The organism is Pseudenhygromyxa sp. WMMC2535, assembly GCF_011083025.2.
On record NZ_JABJWV010000021.1, the window covers coordinates 1 to 24,952 of the forward strand.

Annotated in this window: 1 protein-coding gene (cut by a window edge); it reads left to right on the forward strand. The window is 0.0% G+C overall.

All coding sequences use genetic code 11. The features are described from left to right. Positions 1-24,952, forward strand: part of the annotated coding region (locus G6O69_RS42680; protein ID WP_176397402.1) for a hypothetical protein (this coding region is incomplete at its 5' end). 26,807 nt of the annotated region lie beyond the right edge of the window; 24,952 of its 51,759 annotated nt are in view.

Genomic DNA, 24,952 nt, shown 5'->3' on the forward strand with positions numbered 1-24,952 from the left:
AAAAAAAAAAAAAAAAAAAAAAAAAAAAAAAAAAAAAAAAAAAAAAAAAAAAAAGAAAAAAAAAAAAAAAAAAAAAAAAAAAAAAAAAAAAAAAAAAAAAAAAAAAAAAAAAAAAAAAAAAAAAAAAAAAAAAAAAAAAAAAAAAAAAAAAAAAAAAAAAAAAAAAAAAAAAAAAAAAAAAAAAGAAAAAAAAAAAAAAAAAAAAAAAAAAAAAAAAAAAAAAAAAAAAAAAAAAAAAAAAAAAAAAAAAAAAAAAAAAAAAAAAAAAAAAAAAAAAAAAAAAAAAAAAAAAAAAAAAAAAAAAAAAAAAAAAAAAAAAAAAAAAAAAAAAAAAAAAAAAAAAAAAAAAAAAAAAAAAAAAAAAAAAAAAAAAAAAAAAAAAAAAAAAAAAAAAAAAAAAAAAAAAAAAAAAAAAAAAAAAAAAAAAAAAAAAAAAAAAAAAAAAAAAAAAAAAAAAAAAAAAAAAAAAAAAAAAAAAAAAAAAAAAAAAAAAAAAAAAAAAAAAAAAAAAAAAAAAAAAAAAAAAAAAAAAAAAAAAAAAAAAAAAAAAAAAAAAAAAAAAAAAAAAAAAAAAAAAAAAAAAAAAAAAAAAAAAAAAAAAAAAAAAAAAAAAAAAAAAAAAAAAAAAAAAAAAAAAAAAAAAAAAAAAAAAAAAAAAAAAAAAAAAAAAAAAAAAAAAAAAAAAAAAAAAAAAAAAAAAAAAAAAAAAAAAAAAAAAAAAAAAAAAAAAAAAAAAAAAAAAAAAAAAAAAAAAAAAAAAAAAAAAAAAAAAAAAAAAAAAAAAAAAAAAAAAAAAAAAAAAAAAAAAAAAAAAAAAAAAAAAAAAAAAAAAAAAAAAAAAAAAAAAAAAAAAAAAAAAAAAAAAAAAAAAAAAAAAAGAAAAAAAAAAAAAAAAAAAAAAAAAAAAAAAAAAAAAAAAAAAAAAAAAAAAAAAAAAAAAAAAAAAAAAAAAAAAAAAAAAAAAAAAAAAAAAAAAAAAAAAAAAAAAAAAAAAAAAAAAAAAAAAAAAAAAAAAAAAAAAAAAAAAAAAAAAAAAAAAAAAAAAAAAAAAAAAAAAAAAAAAAAAAAAAAAAAAAAAAAAAAAAAAAAAAAAAAAAAAAAAAAAAAAAAAAAAAAAAAAAAAAAAAAAAAAAAAAAAAAAAAAAAAAAAAAAAAAAAAAAAAAAAAAAAAAAAAAAAAAAAAAAAAAAAAAAAAAAAAAAAAAAAAAAAAAAAAAAAAAAAAAAAAAAAAAAAAAAAAAAAAAAAAAAAAAAAAAAAAAAAAAAAAAAAAAAAAAAAAAAAAAAAAAAAAAAAAAAAAAAAAAAAAAAAAAAAAAAAAAAAAAAAAAAAAAAAAAAAAAAAAAAAAAAAAAAAAAAAAAAAAAAAAAAAAAAAAAAAAAAAAAAAAAAAAAAAAAAAAAAAAAAAAAAAAAAAAAAAAAAAAAAAAAAAAAAAAAAAAAAAAAAAAAAAAAAAAAAAAAAAAAAAAAAAAAAAAAAAAAAAAAAAAAAAAAAAAAAAAAAAAAAAAAAAAAAAAAAAAAAAAAAAAAAAAAAAAAAAAAAAAAAAAAAAAAAAAAAAAAAAAAAAAAAAAAAAAAAAAAAAAAAAAAAAAAAAAAAAAAAAAAAAAAAAAAAAAAAAAAAAAAAAAAAAAAAAAAAAAAAAAAAAAAAAAAAAAAAAAAAAAAAAAAAAAAAAAAAAAAAAAAAAAAAAAAAAAAAAAAAAAAAAAAAAAAAAAAAAAAAAAAAAAAAAAAAAAAAAAAAAAAAAAAAAAAAAAAAAAAAAAAAAAAAAAAAAAAAAAAAAAAAAAAAAAAAAAAAAAAAAAAAAAAAAAAAAAAAAAAAAAAAAAAAAAAAAAAAAAAAAAAAAAAAAAAAAAAAAAAAAAAAAAAAAAAAAAAAAAAAAAAAAAAAAAAAAAAAAAAAAAAAAAAAAAAAAAAAAAAAAAAAAAAAAAAAAAAAAAAAAAAAAAAAGAAAAAAAAAAAAAAAAAAAAAAAAAAAAAAAAAAAAAAAAAAAAAAAAAAAAAAAAAAAAAAAAAAAAAAAAAAAAAAAAAAAAAAAAAAAAAAAAAAAAAAAAAAAAAAAAAAAAAAAAAAAAAAAAAAAAAAAAAAAAAAAAAAAAAAAAAAAAAAAAAAAAAAAAAAAAAAAAAAAAAAAAAAAAAAAAAAAAAAAAAAAAAAAAAAAAAAAAAAAAAAAAAAAAAAAAAAAAAAAAAAAAAAAAAAAAAAAAAAAAAAAAAAAAAAAAAAAAAAAAAAAAAAAAAAAAAAAAAAAAAAAAAAAAAAAAAAAAAAAAAAAAAAAAAAAAAAAAAAAAAAAAAAAAAAAAAAAAAAAAAAAAAAAAAAAAAAAAAAAAAAAAAAAAAAAAAAAAAAAAAAAAAAAAAAAAAAAAAAAAAAAAAAAAAAAAAAAAAAAAAAAAAAAAAAAAAAAAAAAAAAAAAAAAAAAAAAAAAAAAAAAAAAAAAAAAAAAAAAAAAAAAAAAAAAAAAAAAAAAAAAAAAAAAAAAAAAAAAAAAAAAAAAAAAAAAAAAAAAAAAAAAAAAAAAAGAAAAAAAAAAAAAAAAAAAAAAAAAAAAAAAAAAAAAAAAAAAAAAAAAAAAAAAAAAAAAAAAAAAAAAAAAAAAAAAAAAAAAAAAAAAAAAAAAAAAAAAAAAAAAAAAAAAAAAAAAAAAAAAAAAAAAAAAAAAAAAAAAAAAAAAAAAAAAAAAAAAAAAAAAAAAAAAAAAAAAAAAAAAAAAAAAAAAAAAAAAAAAAAAAAAAAAAAAAAAAAAAAAAAAAAAAAAAAAAAAAAAAAAAAAAAAAAAAAAAAAAAAAAAAAAAAAAAAAAAAAAAAAAAAAAAAAAAAAAAAAAAAAAAAAAAAAGAAAAAAAAAAAAAAAAAAAAAAAAAAAAAAAAAAAAAAAAAAAAAAAAAAAAAAAAAAAAAAAAAAAAAAAAAAAAAAAAAAAAAAAAAAAAAAAAAAAAAAAAAAAAAAAAAAAAAAAAAAAAAAAAAAAAAAAAAAAAAAAAAAAAAAAAAAAAAAAAAAAAAAAAAAAAAAAAAAAAAAAAAAAAAAAAAAAAAAAAAAAAAAAAAAAAAAAAAAAAAAAAAAAAAAAAAAAAAAAAAAAAAAAAAAAAAAAAAAAAAAAAAAAAAAAAAAAAAAAAAAAAAAAAAAAAAAAAAAAAAAAAAAAAAAAAAAAAAAAAAAAAAAAAAAAAAAAAAAAAAAAAAAAAAAAAAAAAAAAAAAAAAAAAAAAAAAAAAAAAAAAAAAAAAAAAAAAAAAAAAAAAAAAAAAAAAAAAAAAAAAAAAAAAAAAAAAAAAAAAAAAAAAAAAAAAAAAAAAAAAAAAAAAAAAAAAAAAAAAAAAAAAAAAAAAAAAAAAAAAAAAAAAAAAAAAAAAAAAAAAAAAAAAAAAAAAAAAAAAAAAAAAAAAAAAAAAAAAAAAAAAAAAAAAAAAAAAAAAAAAAAAAAAAAAAAAAAAAAAAAAAAAAAAAAAAAAAAAAAAAAAAAAAAAAAAAAAAAAAAAAAAAAAAAAAAAAAAAAAAAAAAAAAAAAAAAAAAAAAAAAAAAAAAAAAAAAAAAAAAAAAAAAAAAAAAAAAAAAAAAAAAAAAAAAAAAAAAAAAAAAAAAAAAAAAAAAAAAAAAAAAAAAAAAAAAAAAAAAAAAAAAAAAAAAAAAAAAAAAAAAAAAAAAAAAAAAAAAAAAAAAAAAAAAAAAAAAAAAAAAAAAAAAAAAAAAAAAAAAAAAAAAAAAAAAAAAAAAAAAAAAAAAAAAAAAAAAAAAAAAAAAAAAAAAAAAAAAAAAAAAAAAAAAAAAAAAAAAAAAAAAAAAAAAAAAAAAAAAAAAAAAAAAAAAAAAAAAAAAAAAAAAAAAAAAAAAAAAAAAAAAAAAAAAAAAAAAAAAAAAAAAAAAAAAAAAAAAAAAAAAAAAAAAAAAAAAAAAAAAAAAAAAAAAAAAAAAAAAAAAAAAAAAAAAAAAAAAAAAAAAAAAAAAAAAAAAAAAAAAAAAAAAAAAAAAAAAAAAAAAAAAAAAAAAAAAAAAAAAAAAAAAAAAAAAAAAAAAAAAAAAAAAAAAAAAAAAAAAAAAAAAAAAAAAAAAAAAAAAAAAAAAAAAAAAAAAAAAAAAAAAAAAAAAAAAAAAAAAAAAAAAAAAAAAAAAAAAAAAAAAAAAAAAAAAAAAAAAAAAAAAAAAAAAAAAAAAAAAAAAAAAAAAAAAAAAAAAAAAAAAAAAAAAAAAAAAAAAAAAAAAAAAAAAAAAAAAAAAAAAAAAAAAAAAAAAAAAAAAAAAAAAAAAAAAGAAAAAAAAAAAAAAAAAAAAAAAAAAAAAAAAAAAAAAAAAAAAAAAAAAAAAAAAAAAAAAAAAAAAAAAAAAAAAAAAAAAAAAAAAAAAAAAAAAAAAAAAAAAAAAAAAAAAAAAAAAAAAAAAAAAAAAAAAAAAAAAAAAAAAAAAAAAAAAAAAAAAAAAAAAAAAAAAAAAAAAAAAAAAAAAAAAAAAAAAAAAAAAAAAAAAAAAAAAAAAAAAAAAAAAAAAAAAAAAAAAAAAAAAAAAAAAAAAAAAAAAAAAAAAAAAAAAAAAAAAAAAAAAAAAAAAAAAAAAAAAAAAAAAAAAAAAAAAAAAAAAAAAAAAAAAAAAAAAAAAAAAAAAAAAAAAAAAAAAAAAAAAAAAAAAAAAAAAAAAAAAAAAAAAAAAAAAAAAAAAAAAAAAAAAAAAAAAAAAAAAAAAAAAAAAAAAAAAAAAAAAAAAAAAAAAAAAAAAAAAAAAAAAAAAAAAAAAAAAAAAAAAAAAAAAAAAAAAAAAAAAAAAAAAAAAAAAAAAAAAAAAAAAAAAAAAAAAAAAAAAAAAAAAAAAAAAAAAAAAAAAAAAAAAAAAAAAAAAAAAAAAAAAAAAAAAAAAAAAAAAAAAAAAAAAAAAAAAAAAAAAAAAAAAAAAAAAAAAAAAAAAAAAAAAAAAAAAAAAAAAAAAAAAAAAAAAAAAAAAAAAAAAAAAAAAAAAAAAAAAAAAAAAAAAAAAAAAAAAAAAAAAAAAAAAAAAAAAAAAAAAAAAAAAAAAAAAAAAAAAAAAAAAAAAAAAAAAAAAAAAAAAAAAAAAAAAAAAAAAAAAAAAAAAAAAAAAAAAAAAAAAAAAAAAAAAAAAAAAAAAAAAAAAAAAAAAAAAAAAAAAAAAAAAAAAAAAAAAAAAAAAAAAAAAAAAAAAAAAAAAAAAAAAAAAAAAAAAAAAAAAAAAAAAAAAAAAAAAAAAAAAAAAAAAAAAATAAAAAAAAAAAAAAAAAAAAAAAAAAAAAAAAAAAAAAAAAAAAAAAAAAAAAAAAAAAAAAAAAAAAAAAAAAAAAAAAAAAAAAAAAAAAAAAAAAAAAAAAAAAAAAAAAAAAAAAAAAAAAAAAAAAAAAAAAAAAAAAAAAAAAAAAAAAAAAAAAAAAAAAAAAAAAAAAAAAAAAAAAAAAAAAAAAAAAAGAAAAAAAAAAAAAAAAAAAAAAAAAAAAAAAAAAAAAAAAAAAAAAAAAAAAAAAAAAAAAAAAAAAAAAAAAAAAAAAAAAAAAAAAAAAAAAAAAAAAAAAAAAAAAAAAAAAAAAAAAAAAAAAAAAAAAAAAAAAAAAAAAAAAAAAAAAAAAAAAAAAAAAAAAAAAAAAAAAAAAAAAAAAAAAAAAAAAAAAAAAAAAAAAAAAAAAAAAAAAAAAAAAAAAAAAAAAAAAAAAAAAAAAAAAAAAAAAAAAAAAAAAAAAAAAAAAAAAAAAAAAAAAAAAAAAAAAAAAAAAAAAAAAAAAAAAAAAAAAAAAAAAAAAAAAAAAAAAAAAAAAAAAAAAAAAAAAAAAAAAAAAAAAAAAAAAAAAAAAAAAAAAAAAAAAAAAAAAAAAAAAAAAAAAAAAAAAAAAAAAAAAAAAAAAAAAAAAAAAAAAAAAAAAAAAAAAAAAAAAAAAAAAAAAAAAAAAAAAAAAAAAAAAAAAAAAAAAAAAAAAAAAAAAAAAAAAAAAAAAAAAAAAAAAAAAAAAAAAAAAAAAAAAAAAAAAAAAAAAAAAAAAAAAAAAAAAAAAAAAAAAAAAAAAAAAAAAAAAAAAAAAAAAAAAAAAAAAAAAAAAAAAAAAAAAAAAAAAAAAAAAAAAAAAAAAAAAAAAAAAAAAAAAAAAAAAAAAAAAAAAAAAAAAAAAAAAAAAAAAAAAAAAAAAAAAAAAAAAAAAAAAAAAAAAAAAAAAAAAAAAAAAAAAAAAAAAAAAAAAAAAAAAAAAAAAAAAAAAAAAAAAAAAAAAAAAAAAAAAAAAAAAAAAAAAAAAAAAAAAAAAAAAAAAAAAAAAAAAAAAAAAAAAAAAAAAAAAAAAAAAAAAAAAAAAAAAAAAAAAAAAAAAAAAAAAAAAAAAAAAAAAAAAAAAAAAAAAAAAAAAAAAAAAAAAAAAAAAAAAAAAAAAAAAAAAAAAAAAAAAAAAAAAAAAAAAAAAAAAAAAAAAAAAAAAAAAAAAAAAAAAAAAAAAAAAAAAAAAAAAAAAAAAAAAAAAAAAAAAAAAAAAAAAAAAAAAAAAAAAAAAAAAAAAAAAAAAAAAAAAAAAAAAAAAAAAAAAAAAAAAAAAAAAAAAAAAAAAAAAAAAAAAAAAAAAAAAAAAAAAAAAAAAAAAAAAAAAAAAAAAAAAAAAAAAAAAAAAAAAAAAAAAAAAAAAAAAAAAAAAAAAAAAAAAAAAAAAAAAAAAAAAAAAAAAAAAAAAAAAAAAAAAAAAAAAAAAAAAAAAAAAAAAAAAAAAAAAAAAAAAAAAAAAAAAAAAAAAAAAAAAAAAAAAAAAAAAAAAAAAAAAAAAAAAAAAAAAAAAAAAAAAAAAAAAAAAAAAAAAAAAAAAAAAAAAAAAAAAAAAAAAAAAAAAAAAAAAAAAAAAAAAAAAAAAAAAAAAAAAAAAAAAAAAAAAAAAAAAAAAAAAAAAAAAAAAAAAAAAAAAAAAAAAAAAAAAAAAAAAAAAAAAAAAAAAAAAAAAAAAAAAAAAAAAAAAAAAAAAAAAAAAAAAAAAAAAAAAAAAAAAAAAAAAAAAAAAAAAAAAAAAAAAAAAAAAAAAAAAAAAAAAAAAAAAAAAAAAAAAAAAAAAAAAAAAAAAAAAAAAAAAAAAAAAAAAAAAAAAAAAAAAAAAAAAAAAAAAAAAAAAAAAAAAAAAAAAAAAAAAAAAAAAAAAAAAAAAAAAAAAAAAAAAAAAAAAAAAAAAAAAAAAAAAAAAAAAAAAAAAAAAAAAAAAAAAAAAAAAAAAAAAAAAAAAAAAAAAAAAAAAAAAAAAAAAAAAAAAAAAAAAAAAAAAAAAAAAAAAAAAAAAAAAAAAAAAAAAAAAAAAAAAAAAAAAAAAAAAAAAAAAAAAAAAAAAAAAAAAAAAAAAAAAAAAAAAAAAAAAAAAAAAAAAAAAAAAAAAAAAAAAAAAAAAAAAAAAAAAAAAAAAAAAAAAAAAAAAAAAAAAAAAAAAAAAAAAAAAAAAAAAAAAAAAAAAAAAAAAAAAAAAAAAAAAAAAAAAAGAAAAAAAAAAAAAAAAAAAAAAAAAAAAAAAAAAAAAAAAAAAAAAAAAAAAAAAAAAAAAAAAAAAAAAAAAAAAAAAAAAAAAAAAAAAAAAAAAAAAAAAAAAAAAAAAAAAAAAAGAAAAAAAAAAAAAAAAAAAAAAAAAAAAAAAAAAAAAAAAAAAAAAAAAAAAAAAAAAAAAAAAAAAAAAAAAAAAAAAAAAAAAAAAAAAAAAAAAAAAAAAAAAAAAAAAAAAAAAAAAAAAAAAAAAAAAAAAAAAAAAAAAAAAAAAAAAAAAAAAAAAAAAAAAAAAAAAAAAAAAAAAAAAAAAAAAAAAAAAAAAAAAAAAAAAAAAAAAAAAAAAAAAAAAAAAAAAAAAAAAAAAAAAAAAAAAAAAAAAAAAAAAAAAAAAAAAAAAAAAAAAAAAAAAAAAAAAAAAAAAAAAAAAAAAAAAAAAAAAAAAAAAAAAAAAAAAAAAAAAAAAAAAAAAAAAAAAAAAAAAAAAAAAAAAAAAAAAAAAAAAAAAAAAAAAAAAAAAAAAAAAAAAAAAAAAAAAAAAAAAAAAAAAAAAAAAAAAAAAAAAAAAAAAAAAAAAAAAAAAAAAAAAAAAAAAAAAAAAAAAAAAAAAAAAAAAAAAAAAAAAAAAAAAAAAAAAAAAAAAAAAAAAAAAAAAAAAAAAAAAAAAAAAAAAAAAAAAAAAAAAAAAAAAAAAAAAAAAAAAAAAAAAAAAAAAAAAAAAAAAAAAAAAAAAAAAAAAAAAAAAAAAAAAAAAAAAAAAAAAAAAAAAAAAAAAAAAAAAAAAAAAAAAAAAAAAAAAAAAAAAAAAAAAAAAAAAAAAAAAAAAAAAAAAAAAAAAAAAAAAAAAAAAAAAAAAAAAAAAAAAAAAAAAAAAAAAAAAAAAAAAAAAAAAAAAAAAAAAAAAAAAAAAAAAAAAAAAAAAAAAAAAAAAAAAAAAAAAAAAAAAAAAAAAAAAAAAAAAAAAAAAAAAAAAAAAAAAAAAAAAAAAAAAAAAAAAAAAAAAAAAAAAAAAAAAAAAAAAAAAAAAAAAAAAAAAAAAAAAAAAAAAAAAAAAAAAAAAAAAAAAAAAAAAAAAAAAAAAAAAAAAAAAAAAAAAAAAAAAAAAAAAAAAAAAAAAAAAAAAAAAAAAAAAAAAAAAAAAAAAAAAAAAAAAAAAAAAAAAAAAAAAAAAAAAAAAAAAAAAAAAAAAAAAAAAAAAAAAAAAAAAAAAAAAAAAAAAAAAAAAAAAAAAAAAAAAAAAAAAAAAAAAAAAAAAAAAAAAAAAAAAAAAAAAAAAAAAAAAAAAAAAAAAAAAAAAAAAAAAAAAAAAAAAAAAAAAAAAAAAAAAAAAAAAAAAAAAAAAAAAAAAAAAAAAAAAAAAAAAAAAAAAAAAAAAAAAAAAAAAAAAAAAAAAAAAAAAAAAAAAAAAAAAAAAAAAAAAAAAAAAAAAAAAAAAAAAAAAAAAAAAAAAAAAAAAAAAAAAAAAAAAAAAAAAAAAAAAAAAAAAAAAAAAAAAAAAAAAAAAAAAAAAAAAAAAAAAAAAAAAAAAAAAAAAAAAAAAAAAAAAAAAAAAAAAAAAAAAAAAAAAAAAAAAAAAAAAAAAAAAAAAAAAAAAAAAAAAAAAAAAAAAAAAAAAAAAAAAAAAAAAAAAAAAAAAAAAAAAAAAAAAAAAAAAAAAAAAAAAAAAAAAAAAAAAAAAAAAAAAAAAAAAAAAAAAAAAAAAAAAAAAAAAAAAAAAAAAAAAAAAAAAAAAAAAAAAAAAAAAAAAAAAAAAAAAAAAAAAAAAAAAAAAAAAAAAAAAAAAAAAAAAAAAAAAAAAAAAAAAAAAAAAAAAAAAAAAAAAAAAAAAAAAAAAAAAAAAAAAAAAAAAAAAAAAAAAAAAAAAAAAAAAAAAAAAAAAAAAAAAAAAAAAAAAAAAAAAAAAAAAAAAAAAAAAAAAAAAAAAAAAAAAAAAAAAAAAAAAAAAAAAAAAAAAAAAAAAAAAAAAAAAAAAAAAAAAAAAAAAAAAAAAAAAAAAAAAAAAAAAAAAAAAAAAAAAAAAAAAAAAAAAAAAAAAAAAAAAAAAAAAAAAAAAAAAAAAAAAAAAAAAAAAAAAAAAAAAAAAAAAAAAAAAAAAAAAAAAAAAAAAAAAAAAAAAAAAAAAAAAAAAAAAAAAAAAAAAAAAAAAAAAAAAAAAAAAAAAAAAAAAAAAAAAAAAAAAAAAAAAAAAAAAAAAAAAAAAAAAAAAAAAAAAAAAAAAAAAAAAAAAAAAAAAAAAAAAAAAAAAAAAAAAAAAAAAAAAAAAAAAAAAAAAAAAAAAAAAAAAAAAAAAAAAAAAAAAAAAAAAAAAAAAAAAAAAAAAAAAAAAAAAAAAAAAAAAAAAAAAAAAAAAAAAAAAAAAAAAAAAAAAAAAAAAAAAAAAAAAAAAAAAAAAAAAAAAAAAAAAAAAAAAAAAAAAAAAAAAAAAAAAAAAAAAAAAAAAAAAAAAAAAAAAAAAAAAAAAAAAAAAAAAAAAAAAAAAAAAAAAAAAAAAAAAAAAAAAAAAAAAAAAAAAAAAAAAAAAAAAAAAAAAAAAAAAAAAAAAAAAAAAAAAAAAAAAAAAAAAAAAAAAAAAAAAAAAAAAAAAAAAAAAAAAAAAAAAAAAAAAAAAAAAAAAAAAAAAAAAAAAAAAAAAAAAAAAAAAAAAAAAAAAAAAAAAAAAAAAAAAAAAAAAAAAAAAAAAAAAAAAAAAAAAAAAAAAAAAAAAAAAAAAAAAAAAAAAAAAAAAAAAAAAAAAAAAAAAAAAAAAAAAAAAAAAAAAAAAAAAAAAAAAAAAAAAAAAAAAAAAAAAAAAAAAAAAAAAAAAAAAAAAAAAAAAAAAAAAAAAAAAAAAAAAAAAAAAAAAAAAAAAAAAAAAAAAAAAAAAAAAAAAAAAAAAAAAAAAAAAAAAAAAAAAAAAAAAAAAAAAAAAAAAAAAAAAAAAAAAAAAAAAAAAAAAAAAAAAAAAAAAAAAAAAAAAAAAAAAAAAAAAAAAAAAAAAAAAAAAAAAAAAAAAAAAAAAAAAAAAAAAAAAAAAAAAAAAAAAAAAAAAAAAAAAAAAAAAAAAAAAAAAAAAAAAAAAAAAAAAAAAAAAAAAAAAAAAAAAAAAAAAAAAAAAAAAAAAAAAAAAAAAAAAAAAAAAAAAAAAAAAAAAAAAAAAAAAAAAAAAAAAAAAAAAAAAAAAAAAAAAAAAAAAAAAAAAAAAAAAAAAAAAAAAAAAAAAAAAAAAAAAAAAAAAAAAAAAAAAAAAAAAAAAAAAAAAAAAAAAAAAAAAAAAAAAAAAAAAAAAAAAAAAAAAAAAAAAAAAAAAAAAAAAAAAAAAAAAAAAAAAAAAAAAAAAAAAAAAAAAAAAAAAAAAAAAAAAAAAAAAAAAAAAAAAAAAAAAAAAAAAAAAAAAAAAAAAAAAAAAAAAAAAAAAAAAAAAAAAAAAAAAAAAAAAAAAAAAAAAAAAAAAAAAAAAAAAAAAAAAAAAAAAAAAAAAAAAAAAAAAAAAAAAAAAAAAAAAAAAAAAAAAAAAAAAAAAAAAAAAAAAAAAAAAAAAAAAAAAAAAAAAAAAAAAAAAAAAAAAAAAAAAAAAAAAAAAAAAAAAAAAAAAAAAAAAAAAAAAAAAAAAAAAAAAAAAAAAAAAAAAAAAAAAAAAAAAAAAAAAAAAAAAAAAAAAAAAAAAAAAAAAAAAAAAAAAAAAAAAAAAAAAAAAAAAAAAAAAAAAAAAAAAAAAAAAAAAAAAAAAAAAAAAAAAAAAAAAAAAAAAAAAAAAAAAAAAAAAAAAAAAAAAAAAAAAAAAAAAAAAAAAAAAAAAAAAAAAAAAAAAAAAAAAAAAAAAAAAAAAAAAAAAAAAAAAAAAAAAAAAAAAAAAAAAAAAAAAAAAAAAAAAAAAAAAAAAAAAAAAAAAAAAAAAAAAAAAAAAAAAAAAAAAAAAAAAAAAAAAAAAAAAAAAAAAAAAAAAAAAAAAAAAAAAAAAAAAAAAAAAAAAAAAAAAAAAAAAAAAAAAAAAAAAAAAAAAAAAAAAAAAAAAAAAAAAAAAAAAAAAAAAAAAAAAAAAAAAAAAAAAAAAAAAAAAAAAAAAAAAAAAAAAAAAAAAAAAAAAAAAAAAAAAAAAAAAAAAAAAAAAAAAAAAAAAAAAAAAAAAAAAAAAAAAAAAAAAAAAAAAAAAAAAAAAAAAAAAAAAAAAAAAAAAAAAAAAAAAAAAAAAAAAAAAAAAAAAAAAAAAAAAAAAAAAAAAAAAAAAAAAAAAAAAAAAAAAAAAAAAAAAAAAAAAAAAAAAAAAAAAAAAAAAAAAAAAAAAAAAAAAAAAAAAAAAAAAAAAAAAAAAAAAAAAAAAAAAAAAAAAAAAAAAAAAAAAAAAAAAAAAAAAAAAAAAAAAAAAAAAAAAAAAAAAAAAAAAAAAAAAAAAAAAAAAAAAAAAAAAAAAAAAAAAAAAAAAAAAAAAAAAAAAAAAAAAAAAAAAAAAAAAAAAAAAAAAAAAAAAAAAAAAAAAAAAAAAAAAAAAAAAAAAAAAAAAAAAAAAAAAAAAAAAAAAAAAAAAAAAAAAAAAAAAAAAAAAAAAAAAAAAAAAAAAAAAAAAAAAAAAAAAAAAAAAAAAAAAAAAAAAAAAAAAAAAAAAAAAAAAAAAAAAAAAAAAAAAAAAAAAAAAAAAAAAAAAAAAAAAAAAAAAAAAAAAAAAAAAAAAAAAAAAAAAAAAAAAAAAAAAAAAAAAAAAAAAAAAAAAAAAAAAAAAAAAAAAAAAAAAAAAAAAAAAAAAAAAAAAAAAAAAAAAAAAAAAAAAAAAAAAAAAAAAAAAAAAAAAAAAAAAAAAAAAAAAAAAAAAAAAAAAAAAAAAAAAAAAAAAAAAAAAAAAAAAAAAAAAAAAAAAAAAAAAAAAAAAAAAAAAAAAAAAAAAAAAAAAAAAAAAAAAAAAAAAAAAAAAAAAAAAAAAAAAAAAAAAAAAAAAAAAAAAAAAAAAAAAAAAAAAAAAAAAAAAAAAAAAAAAAAAAAAAAAAAAAAAAAAAAAAAAAAAAAAAAAAAAAAAAAAAAAAAAAAAAAAAAAAAAAAAAAAAAAAAAAAAAAAAAAAAAAAAAAAAAAAAAAAAAAAAAAAAAAAAAAAAAAAAAAAAAAAAAAAAAAAAAAAAAAAAAAAAAAAAAAAAAAAAAAAAAAAAAAAAAAAAAAAAAAAAAAAAAAAAAAAAAAAAAAAAAAAAAAAAAAAAAAAAAAAAAAAAAAAAAAAAAAAAAAAAAAAAAAAAAAAAAAAAAAAAAAAAAAAAAAAAAAAAAAAAAAAAAAAAAAAAAAAAAAAAAAAAAAAAAAAAAAAAAAAAAAAAAAAAAAAAAAAAAAAAAAAAAAAAAAAAAAAAAAAAAAAAAAAAAAAAAAAAAAAAAAAAAAAAAAAAAAAAAAAAAAAAAAAAAAAAAAAAAAAAAAAAAAAAAAAAAAAAAAAAAAAAAAAAAAAAAAAAAAAAAAAAAAAAAAAAAAAAAAAAAAAAAAAAAAAAAAAAAAAAAAAAAAAAAAAAAAAAAAAAAAAAAAAAAAAAAAAAAAAAAAAAAAAAAAAAAAAAAAAAAAAAAAAAAAAAAAAAAAAAAAAAAAAAAAAAAAAGAAAAAAAAAAAAAAAAAAAAAAAAAAAAAAAAAAAAAAAAAAAAAAAAAAAAAAAAAAAAAAAAAAAAAAAAAAAAAAAAAAAAAAAAAAAAAAAAAAAAAAAAAAAAAAAAAAAAAAAAAAAAAAAAAAAAAAAAAAAAAAAAAAAAAAAAAAAAAAAAAAAAAAAAAAAAAAAAAAAAAAAAAAAAAAAAAAAAAAAAAAAAAAAAAAAAAAAAAAAAAAAAAAAAAAAAAAAAAAAAAAAAAAAAAAAAAAAAAAAAAAAAAAAAAAAAAAAAAAAAAAAAAAAAAAAAAAAAAAAAAAAAAAAAAAAAAAAAAAAAAAAAAAAAAAAAAAAAAAAAAAAAAAAAAAAAAAAAAAAAAAAAAAAAAAAAAAAAAAAAAAAAAAAAAAAAAAAAAAAAAAAAAAAAAAAAAAAAAAAAAAAAAAAAAAAAAAAAAAAAAAAAAAAAAAAAAAAAAAAAAAAAAAAAAAAAAAAAAAAAAAAAAAAAAAAAAAAAAAAAAAAAAAAAAAAAAAAAAAAAAAAAAAAAAAAAAAAAAAAAAAAAAAAAAAAAAAAAAAAAAAAAAAAAAAAAAAAAAAAAAAAAAAAAAAAAAAAAAAAAAAAAAAAAAAAAAAAAAAAAAAAAAAAAAAAAAAAAAAAAAAAAAAAAAAAAAAAAAAAAAAAAAAAAAAAAAAAAAAAAAAAAAAAAAAAAAAAAAAAAAAAAAAAAAAAAAAAAAAAAAAAAAAAAAAAAAAAAAAAAAAAAAAAAAAAAAAAAAAAAAAAAAAAAAAAAAAAAAAAAAAAAAAAAAAAAAAAAAAAAAAAAAAAAAAAAAAAAAAAAAAAAAAAAAAAAAAAAAAAAAAAAAAAAAAAAAAAAAAAAAAAAAAAAAAAAAAAAAAAAAAAAAAAAAAAAAAAAAAAAAAAAAAAAAAAAAAAAAAAAAAAAAAAAAAAAAAAAAAAAAAAAAAAAAAAAAAAAAAAAAAAAAAAAAAAAAAAAAAAAAAAAAAAAAAAAAAAAAAAAAAAAAAAAAAAAAAAAAAAAAAAAAAAAAAAAAAAAAAAAAAAAAAAAAAAAAAAAAAAAAAAAAAAAAAAAAAAAAAAAAAAAAAAAAAAAAAAAAAAAAAAAAAAAAAAAAAAAAAAAAAAAAAAAAAAAAAAAAAAAAAAAAAAAAAAAAAAAAAAAAAAAAAAAAAAAAAAAAAAAAAAAAAAAAAAAAAAAAAAAAAAAAAAAAAAAAAAAAAAAAAAAAAAAAAAAAAAAAAAAAAAAAAAAAAAAAAAAAAAAAAAAAAAAAAAAAAAAAAAAAAAAAAAAAAAAAAAAAAAAAAAAAAAAAAAAAAAAAAAAAAAAAAAAAAAAAAAAAAAAAAAAAAAAAAAAAAAAAAAAAAAAAAAAAAAAAAAAAAAAAAAAAAAAAAAAAAAAAAAAAAAAAAAAAAAAAAAAAAAAAAAAAAAAAAAAAAAAAAAAAAAAAAAAAAAAAAAAAAAAAAAAAAAAAAAAAAAAAAAAAAAAAAAAAAAAAAAAAAAAAAAAAAAAAAAAAAAAAAAAAAAAAAAAAAAAAAAAAAAAAAAAAAAAAAAAAAAAAAAAAAAAAAAAAAAAAAAAAAAAAAAAAAAAAAAAAAAAAAAAAAAAAAAAAAAAAAAAAAAAAAAAAAAAAAAAAAAAAAAAAAAAAAAAAAAAAAAAAAAAAAAAAAAAAAAAAAAAAAAAAAAAAAAAAAAAAAAAAAAAAAAAAAAAAAAAAAAAAAAAAAAAAAAAAAAAAAAAAAAAAAAAAAAAAAAAAAAAAAAAAAAAAAAAAAAAAAAAAAAAAAAAAAAAAAAAAAAAAAAAAAAAAAAAAAAAAAAAAAAAAAAAAAAAAAAAAAAAAAAAAAAAAAAAAAAAAAAAAAAAAAAAAAAAAAAAAAAAAAAAAAAAAAAAAAAAAAAAAAAAAAAAAAAAAAAAAAAAAAAAAAAAAAAAAAAAAAAAAAAAAAAAAAAAAAAAAAAAAAAAAAAAAAAAAAAAAAAAAAAAAAAAAAAAAAAAAAAAAAAAAAAAAAAAAAAAAAAAAAAAAAAAAAAAAAAAAAAAAAAAAAAAAAAAAAAAAAAAAAAAAAAAAAAAAAAAAAAAAAAAAAAAAAAAAAAAAAAAAAAAAAAAAAAAAAAAAAAAAAAAAAAAAAAAAAAAAAAAAAAAAAAAAAAAAAAAAAAAAAAAAAAAAAAAAAAAAAAAAAAAAAAAAAAAAAAAAAAAAAAAAAAAAAAAAAAAAAAAAAAAAAAAAAAAAAAAAAAAAAAAAAAAAAAAAAAAAAAAAAAAAAAAAAAAAAAAAAAAAAAAAAAAAAAAAAAAAAAAAAAAAAAAAAAAAAAAAAAAAAAAAAAAAAAAAAAAAAAAAAAAAAAAAAAAAAAAAAAAAAAAAAAAAAAAAAAAAAAAAAAAAAAAAAAAAAAAAAAAAAAAAAAAAAAAAAAAAAAAAAAAAAAAAAAAAAAAAAAAAAAAAAAAAAAAAAAAAAAAAAAAAAAAAAAAAAAAAAAAAAAAAAAAAAAAAAAAAAAAAAAAAAAAAAAAAAAAAAAAAAAAAAAAAAAAAAAAAAAAAAAAAAAAAAAAAAAAAAAAAAAAAAAAAAAAAAAAAAAAAAAAAAAAAAAAAAAAAAAAAAAAAAAAAAAAAAAAAAAAAAAAAAAAAAAAAAAAAAAAAAAAAAAAAAAAAAAAAAAAAAAAAAAAAAAAAAAAAAAAAAAAAAAAAAAAAAAAAAAAAAAAAAAAAAAAAAAAAAAAAAAAAAAAAAAAAAAAAAAAAAAAAAAAAAAAAAAAAAAAAAAAAAAAAAAAAAAAAAAAAAAAAAAAAAAAAAAAAAAAAAAAAAAAAAAAAAAAAAAAAAAAAAAAAAAAAAAAAAAAAAAAAAAAAAAAAAAAAAAAAAAAAAAAAAAAAAAAAAAAAAAAAAAAAAAAAAAAAAAAAAAAAAAAAAAAAAAAAAAAAAAAAAAAAAAAAAAAAAAAAAAAAAAAAAAAAAAAAAAAAAAAAAAAAAAAAAAAAAAAAAAAAAAAAAAAAAAAAAAAAAAAAAAAAAAAAAAAAAAAAAAAAAAAAAAAAAAAAAAAAAAAAAAAAAAAAAAAAAAAAAAAAAAAAAAAAAAAAAAAAAAAAAAAAAAAAAAAAAAAAAAAAAAAAAAAAAAAAAAAAAAAAAAAAAAAAAAAAAAAAAAAAAAAAAAAAAAAAAAAAAAAAAAAAAAAAAAAAAAAAAAAAAAAAAAAAAAAAAAAAAAAAAAAAAAAAAAAAAAAAAAAAAAAAAAAAAAAAAAAAAAAAAAAAAAAAAAAAAAAAAAAAAAAAAAAAAAAAAAAAAAAAAAAAAAAAAAAAAAAAAAAAAAAAAAAAAAAAAAAAAAAAAAAAAAAAAAAAAAAAAAAAAAAAAAAAAAAAAAAAAAAAAAAAAAAAAAAAAAAAAAAAAAAAAAAAAAAAAAAAAAAAAAAAAAAAAAAAAAAAAAAAAAAAAAAAAAAAAAAAAAAAAAAAAAAAAAAAAAAAAAAAAAAAAAAAAAAAAAAAAAAAAAAAAAAAAAAAAAAAAAAAAAAAAAAAAAAAAAAAAAAAAAAAAAAAAAAAAAAAAAAAAAAAAAAAAAAAAAAAAAAAAAAAAAAAAAAAAAAAAAAAAAAAAAAAAAAAAAAAAAAAAAAAAAAAAAAAAAAAAAAAAAAAAAAAAAAAAAAAAAAAAAAAAAAAAAAAAAAAAAAAAAAAAAAAAAAAAAAAAAAAAAAAAAAAAAAAAAAAAAAAAAAAAAAAAAAAAAAAAAAAAAAAAAAAAAAAAAAAAAAAAAAAAAAAAAAAAAAAAAAAAAAAAAAAAAAAAAAAAAAAAAAAAAAAAAAAAAAAAAAAAAAAAAAAAAAAAAAAAAAAAAAAAAAAAAAAAAAAAAAAAAAAAAAAAAAAAAAAAAAAAAAAAAAAAAAAAAAAAAAAAAAAAAAAAAAAAAAAAAAAAAAAAAAAAAAAAAAAAAAAAAAAAAAAAAAAAAAAAAAAAAAAAAAAAAAAAAAAAAAAAAAAAAAAAAAAAAAAAAAAAAAAAAAAAAAAAAAAAAAAAAAAAAAAAAAAAAAAAAAAAAAAAAAAAAAAAAAAAAAAAAAAAAAAAAAAAAAAAAAAAAAAAAAAAAAAAAAAAAAAAAAAAAAAAAAAAAAAAAAAAAAAAAAAAAAAAAAAAAAAAAAAAAAAAAAAAAAAAAAAAAAAAAAAAAAAAAAAAAAAAAAAAAAAAAAAAAAAAAAAAAAAAAAAAAAAAAAAAAAAAAAAAAAAAAAAAAAAAAAAAAAAAAAAAAAAAAAAAAAAAAAAAAAAAAAAAAAAAAAAAAAAAAAAAAAAAAAAAAAAAAAAAAAAAAAAAAAAAAAAAAAAAAAAAAAAAAAAAAAAAAAAAAAAAAAAAAAAAAAAAAAAAAAAAAAAAAAAAAAAAAAAAAAAAAAAAAAAAAAAAAAAAAAAAAAAAAAAAAAAAAAAAAAAAAAAAAAAAAAAAAAAAAAAAAAAAAAAAAAAAAAAAAAAAAAAAAAAAAAAAAAAAAAAAAAAAAAAAAAAAAAAAAAAAAAAAAAAAAAAAAAAAAAAAAAAAAAAAAAAAAAAAAAAAAAAAAAAAAAAAAAAAAAAAAAAAAAAAAAAAAAAAAAAAAAAAAAAAAAAAAAAAAAAAAAAAAAAAAAAAAAAAAAAAAAAAAAAAAAAAAAAAAAAAAAAAAAAAAAAAAAAAAAAAAAAAAAAAAAAAAAAAAAAAAAAAAAAAAAAAAAAAAAAAAAAAAAAAAAAAAAAAAAAAAAAAAAAAAAAAAAAAAAAAAAAAAAAAAAAAAAAAAAAAAAAAAAAAAAAAAAAAAAAAAAAAAAAAAAAAAAAAAAAAAAAAAAAAAAAAAAAAAAAAAAAAAAAAAAAAAAAAAAAAAAAAAAAAAAAAAAAAAAAAAAAAAAAAAAAAAAAAAAAAAAAAAAAAAAAAAAAAAAAAAAAAAAAAAAAAAAAAAAAAAAAAAAAAAAAAAAAAAAAAAAAAAAAAAAAAAAAAAAAAAAAAAAAAAAAAAAAAAAAAAAAAAAAAAAAAAAAAAAAAAAAAAAAAAAAAAAAAAAAAAAAAAAAAAAAAAAAAAAAAAAAAAAAAAAAAAAAAAAAAAAAAAAAAAAAAAAAAAAAAAAAAAAAAAAAAAAAAAAAAAAAAAAAAAAAAAAAAAAAAAAAAAAAAAAAAAAAAAAAAAAAAAAAAAAAAAAAAAAAAAAAAAAAAAAAAAAAAAAAAAAAAAAAAAAAAAAAAAAAAAAAAAAAAAAAAAAAAAAAAAAAAAAAAAAAAAAAAAAAAAAAAAAAAAAAAAAAAAAAAAAAAAAAAAAAAAAAAAAAAAAAAAAAAAAAAAAAAAAAAAAAAAAAAAAAAAAAAAAAAAAAAAAAAAAAAAAAAAAAAAAAAAAAAAAAAAAAAAAAAAAAAAAAAAAAAAAAAAAAAAAAAAAAAAAAAAAAAAAAAAAAAAAAAAAAAAAAAAAAAAAAAAAAAAAAAAAAAAAAAAAAAAAAAAAAAAAAAAAAAAAAAAAAAAAAAAAAAAAAAAAAAAAAAAAAAAAAAAAAAAAAAAAAAAAAAAAAAAAAAAAAAAAAAAAAAAAAAAAAAAAAAAAAAAAAAAAAAAAAAAAAAAAAAAAAAAAAAAAAAAAAAAAAAAAAAAAAAAAAAAAAAAAAAAAAAAAAAAAAAAAAAAAAAAAAAAAAAAAAAAAAAAAAAAAAAAAAAAAAAAAAAAAAAAAAAAAAAAAAAAAAAAAAAAAAAAAAAAAAAAAAAAAAAAAAAAAAAAAAAAAAAAAAAAAAAAAAAAAAAAAAAAAAAAAAAAAAAAAAAAAAAAAAAAAAAAAAAAAAAAAAAAAAAAAAAAAAAAAAAAAAAAAAAAAAAAAAAAAAAAAAAAAAAAAAAAAAAAAAAAAAAAAAAAAAAAAAAAAAAAAAAAAAAAAAAAAAAAAAAAAAAAAAAAAAAAAAAAAAAAAAAAAAAAAAAAAAAAAAAAAAAAAAAAAAAAAAAAAAAAAAAAAAAAAAAAAAAAAAAAAAAAAAAAAAAAAAAAAAAAAAAAAAAAAAAAAAAAAAAAAAAAAAAAAAAAAAAAAAAAAAAAAAAAAAAAAAAAAAAAAAAAAAAAAAAAAAAAAAAAAAAAAAAAAAAAAAAAAAAAAAAAAAAAAAAAAAAAAAAAAAAAAAAAAAAAAAAAAAAAAAAAAAAAAAAAAAAAAAAAAAAAAAAAAAAAAAAAAAAAAAAAAAAAAAAAAAAAAAAAAAAAAAAAAAAAAAAAAAAAAAAAAAAAAAAAAAAAAAAAAAAAAAAAAAAAAAAAAAAAAAAAAAAAAAAAAAAAAAAAAAAAAAAAAAAAAAAAAAAAAAAAAAAAAAAAAAAAAAAAAAAAAAAAAAAAAAAAAAAAAAAAAAAAAAAAAAAAAAAAAAAAAAAAAAAAAAAAAAAAAAAAAAAAAAAAAAAAAAAAAAAAAAAAAAAAAAAAAAAAAAAAAAAAAAAAAAAAAAAAAAAAAAAAAAAAAAAAAAAAAAAAAAAAAAAAAAAAAAAAAAAAAAAAAAAAAAAAAAAAAAAAAAAAAAAAAAAAAAAAAAAAAAAAAAAAAAAAAAAAAAAAAAAAAAAAAAAAAAAAAAAAAAAAAAAAAAAAAAAAAAAAAAAAAAAAAAAAAAAAAAAAAAAAAAAAAAAAAAAAAAAAAAAAAAAAAAAAAAAAAAAAAAAAAAAAAAAAAAAAAAAAAAAAAAAAAAAAAAAAAAAAAAAAAAAAAAAAAAAAAAAAAAAAAAAAAAAAAAAAAAAAAAAAAAAAAAAAAAAAAAAAAAAAAAAAAAAAAAAAAAAAAAAAAAAAAAAAAAAAAAAAAAAAAAAAAAAAAAAAAAAAAAAAAAAAAAAAAAAAAAAAAAAAAAAAAAAAAAAAAAAAAAAAAAAAAAAAAAAAAAAAAAAAAAAAAAAAAAAAAAAAAAAAAAAAAAAAAAAAAAAAAAAAAAAAAAAAAAAAAAAAAAAAAAAAAAAAAAAAAAAAAAAAAAAAAAAAAAAAAAAAAAAAAAAAAAAAAAAAAAAAAAAAAAAAAAAAAAAAAAAAAAAAAAAAAAAAAAAAAAAAAAAAAAAAAAAAAAAAAAAAAAAAAAAAAAAAAAAAAAAAAAAAAAAAAAAAAAAAAAAAAAAAAAAAAAAAAAAAAAAAAAAAAAAAAAAAAAAAAAAAAAAAAAAAAAAAAAAAAAAAAAAAAAAAAAAAAAAAAAAAAAAAAAAAAAAAAAAAAAAAAAAAAAAAAAAAAAAAAAAAAAAAAAAAAAAAAAAAAAAAAAAAAAAAAAAAAAAAAAAAAAAAAAAAAAAAAAAAAAAAAAAAAAAAAAAAAAAAAAAAAAAAAAAAAAAAAAAAAAAAAAAAAAAAAAAAAAAAAAAAAAAAAAAAAAAAAAAAAAAAAAAAAAAAAAAAAAAAAAAAAAAAAAAAAAAAAAAAAAAAAAAAAAAAAAAAAAAAAAAAAAAAAAAAAAAAAAAAAAAAAAAAAAAAAAAAAAAAAAAAAAAAAAAAAAAAAAAAAAAAAAAAAAAAAAAAAAAAAAAAAAAAAAAAAAAAAAAAAAAAAAAAAAAAAAAAAAAAAAAAAAAAAAAAAAAAAAAAAAAAAAAAAAAAAAAAAAAAAAAAAAAAAAAAAAAAAAAAAAAAAAAAAAAAAAAAAAAAAAAAAAAAAAAAAAAAAAAAAAAAAAAAAAAAAAAAAAAAAAAAAAAAAAAAAAAAAAAAAAAAAAAAAAAAAAAAAAAAAAAAAAAAAAAAAAAAAAAAAAAAAAAAAAAAAAAAAAAAAAAAAAAAAAAAAAAAAAAAAAAAAAAAAAAAAAAAAAAAAAAAAAAAAAAAAAAAAAAAAAAAAAAAAAAAAAAAAAAAAAAAAAAAAAAAAAAAAAAAAAAAAAAAAAAAAAAAAAAAAAAAAAAAAAAAAAAAAAAAAAAAAAAAAAAAAAAAAAAAAAAAAAAAAAAAAAAAAAAAAAAAAAAAAAAAAAAAAAAAAAAAAAAAAAAAAAAAAAAAAAAAAAAAAAAAAAAAAAAAAAAAAAAAAAAAAAAAAAAAAAAAAAAAAAAAAAAAAAAAAAAAAAAAAAAAAAAAAAAAAAAAAAAAAAAAAAAAAAAAAAAAAAAAAAAAAAAAAAAAAAAAAAAAAAAAAAAAAAAAAAAAAAAAAAAAAAAAAAAAAAAAAAAAAAAAAAAAAAAAAAAAAAAAAAAAAAAAAAAAAAAAAAAAAAAAAAAAAAAAAAAAAAAAAAAAAAAAAAAAAAAAAAAAAAAAAAAAAAAAAAAAAAAAAAAAAAAAAAAAAAAAAAAAAAAAAAAAAAAAAAAAAAAAAAAAAAAAAAAAAAAAAAAAAAAAAAAAAAAAAAAAAAAAAAAAAAAAAAAAAAAAAAAAAAAAAAAAAAAAAAAAAAAAAAAAAAAAAAAAAAAAAAAAAAAAAAAAAAAAAAAAAAAAAAAAAAAAAAAAAAAAAAAAAAAAAAAAAAAAAAAAAAAAAAAAAAAAAAAAAAAAAAAAAAAAAAAAAAAAAAAAAAAAAAAAAAAAAAAAAAAAAAAAAAAAAAAAAAAAAAAAAAAAAAAAAAAAAAAAAAAAAAAAAAAAAAAAAAAAAAAAAAAAAAAAAAAAAAAAAAAAAAAAAAAAAAAAAAAAAAAAAAAAAAAAAAAAAAAAAAAAAAAAAAAAAAAAAAAAAAAAAAAAAAAAAAAAAAAAAAAAAAAAAAAAAAAAAAAAAAAAAAAAAAAAAAAAAAAAAAAAAAAAAAAAAAAAAAAAAAAAAAAAAAAAAAAAAAAAAAAAAAAAAAAAAAAAAAAAAAAAAAAAAAAAAAAAAAAAAAAAAAAAAAAAAAAAAAAAAAAAAAAAAAAAAAAAAAAAAAAAAAAAAAAAAAAAAAAAAAAAAAAAAAAAAAAAAAAAAAAAAAAAAAAAAAAAAAAAAAAAAAAAAAAAAAAAAAAAAAAAAAAAAAAAAAAAAAAAAAAAAAAAAAAAAAAAAAAAAAAAAAAAAAAAAAAAAAAAAAAAAAAAAAAAAAAAAAAAAAAAAAAAAAAAAAAAAAAAAAAAAAAAAAAAAAAAAAAAAAAAAAAAAAAAAAAAAAAAAAAAAAAAAAAAAAAAAAAAAAAAAAAAAAAAAAAAAAAAAAAAAAAAAAAAAAAAAAAAAAAAAAAAAAAAAAAAAAAAAAAAAAAAAAAAAAAAAAAAAAAAAAAAAAAAAAAAAAAAAAAAAAAAAAAAAAAAAAAAAAAAAAAAAAAAAAAAAAAAAAAAAAAAAAAAAAAAAAAAAAAAAAAAAAAAAAAAAAAAAAAAAAAAAAAAAAAAAAAAAAAAAAAAAAAAAAAAAAAAAAAAAAAAAAAAAAAAAAAAAAAAAAAAAAAAAAAAAAAAAAAAAAAAAAAAAAAAAAAAAAAAAAAAAAAAAAAAAAAAAAAAAAAAAAAAAAAAAAAAAAAAAAAAAAAAAAAAAAAAAAAAAAAAAAAAAAAAAAAAAAAAAAAAAAAAAAAAAAAAAAAAAAAAAAAAAAAAAAAAAAAAAAAAAAAAAAAAAAAAAAAAAAAAAAAAAAAAAAAAAAAAAAAAAAAAAAAAAAAAAAAAAAAAAAAAAAAAAAAAAAAAAAAAAAAAAAAAAAAAAAAAAAAAAAAAAAAAAAAAAAAAAAAAAAAAAAAAAAAAAAAAAAAAAAAAAAAAAAAAAAAAAAAAAAAAAAAAAAAAAAAAAAAAAAAAAAAAAAAAAAAAAAAAAAAAAAAAAAAAAAAAAAAAAAAAAAAAAAAAAAAAAAAAAAAAAAAAAAAAAAAAAAAAAAAAAAAAAAAAAAAAAAAAAAAAAAAAAAAAAAAAAAAAAAAAAAAAAAAAAAAAAAAAAAAAAAAAAAAAAAAAAAAAAAAAAAAAAAAAAAAAAAAAAAAAAAAAAAAAAAAAAAAAAAAAAAAAAAAAAAAAAAAAAAAAAAAAAAAAAAAAAAAAAAAAAAAAAAAAAAAAAAAAAAAAAAAAAAAAAAAAAAAAAAAAAAAAAAAAAAAAAAAAAAAAAAAAAAAAAAAAAAAAAAAAAAAAAAAAAAAAAAAAAAAAAAAAAAAAAAAAAAAAAAAAAAAAAAAAAAAAAAAAAAAAAAAAAAAAAAAAAAAAAAAAAAAAAAAAAAAAAAAAAAAAAAAAAAAAAAAAAAAAAAAAAAAAAAAAAAAAAAAAAAAAAAAAAAAAAAAAAAAAAAAAAAAAAAAAAAAAAAAAAAAAAAAAAAAAAAAAAAAAAAAAAAAAAAAAAAAAAAAAAAAAAAAAAAAAAAAAAAAAAAAAAAAAAAAAAAAAAAAAAAAAAAAAAAAAAAAAAAAAAAAAAAAAAAAAAAAAAAAAAAAAAAAAAAAAAAAAAAAAAAAAAAAAAAAAAAAAAAAAAAAAAAAAAAAAAAAAAAAAAAAAAAAAAAAAAAAAAAAAAAAAAAAAAAAAAAAAAAAAAAAAAAAAAAAAAAAAAAAAAAAAAAAAAAAAAAAAAAAAAAAAAAAAAAAAAAAAAAAAAAAAAAAAAAAAAAAAAAAAAAAAAAAAAAAAAAAAAAAAAAAAAAAAAAAAAAAAAAAAAAAAAAAAAAAAAAAAAAAAAAAAAAAAAAAAAAAAAAAAAAAAAAAAAAAAAAAAAAAAAAAAAAAAAAAAAAAAAAAAAAAAAAAAAAAAAAAAAAAAAAAAAAAAAAAAAAAAAAAAAAAAAAAAAAAAAAAAAAAAAAAAAAAAAAAAAAAAAAAAAAAAAAAAAAAAAAAAAAAAAAAAAAAAAAAAAAAAAAAAAAAAAAAAAAAAAAAAAAAAAAAAAAAAAAAAAAAAAAAAAAAAAAAAAAAAAAAAAAAAAAAAAAAAAAAAAAAAAAAAAAAAAAAAAAAAAAAAAAAAAAAAAAAAAAAAAAAAAAAAAAAAAAAAAAAAAAAAAAAAAAAAAAAAAAAAAAAAAAAAAAAAAAAAAAAAAAAAAAAAAAAAAAAAAAAAAAAAAAAAAAAAAAAAAAAAAAAAAAAAAAAAAAAAAAAAAAAAAAAAAAAAAAAAAAAAAAAAAAAAAAAAAAAAAAAAAAAAAAAAAAAAAAAAAAAAAAAAAAAAAAAAAAAAAAAAAAAAAAAAAAAAAAAAAAAAAAAAAAAAAAAAAAAAAAAAAAAAAAAAAAAAAAAAAAAAAAAAAAAAAAAAAAAAAAAAAAAAAAAAAAAAAAAAAAAAAAAAAAAAAAAAAAAAAAAAAAAAAAAAAAAAAAAAAAAAAAAAAAAAAAAAAAAAAAAAAAAAAAAAAAAAAAAAAAAAAAAAAAAAAAAAAAAAAAAAAAAAAAAAAAAAAAAAAAAAAAAAAAAAAAAAAAAAAAAAAAAAAAAAAAAAAAAAAAAAAAAAAAAAAAAAAAAAAAAAAAAAAAAAAAAAAAAAAAAAAAAAAAAAAAAAAAAAAAAAAAAAAAAAAAAAAAAAAAAAAAAAAAAAAAAAAAAAAAAAAAAAAAAAAAAAAAAAAAAAAAAAAAAAAAAAAAAAAAAAAAAAAAAAAAAAAAAAAAAAAAAAAAAAAAAAAAAAAAAAAAAAAAAAAAAAAAAAAAAAAAAAAAAAAAAAAAAAAAAAAAAAAAAAAAAAAAAAAAAAAAAAAAAAAAAAAAAAAAAAAAAAAAAAAAAAAAAAAAAAAAAAAAAAAAAAAAAAAAAAAAAAAAAAAAAAAAAAAAAAAAAAAAAAAAAAAAAAAAAAAAAAAAAAAAAAAAAAAAAAAAAAAAAAAAAAAAAAAAAAAAAAAAAAAAAAAAAAAAAAAAAAAAAAAAAAAAAAAAAAAAAAAAAAAAAAAAAAAAAAAAAAAAAAAAAAAAAAAAAAAAAAAAAAAAAAAAAAAAAAAAAAAAAAAAAAAAAAAAAAAAAAAAAAAAAAAAAAAAAAAAAAAAAAAAAAAAAAAAAAAAAAAAAAAAAAAAAAAAAAAAAAAAAAAAAAAAAAAAAAAAAAAAAAAAAAAAAAAAAAAAAAAAAAAAAAAAAAAAAAAAAAAAAAAAAAAAAAAAAAAAAAAAAAAAAAAAAAAAAAAAAAAAAAAAAAAAAAAAAAAAAAAAAAAAAAAAAAAAAAAAAAAAAAAAAAAAAAAAAAAAAAAAAAAAAAAAAAAAAAAAAAAAAAAAAAAAAAAAAAAAAAAAAAAAAAAAAAAAAAAAAAAAAAAAAAAAAAAA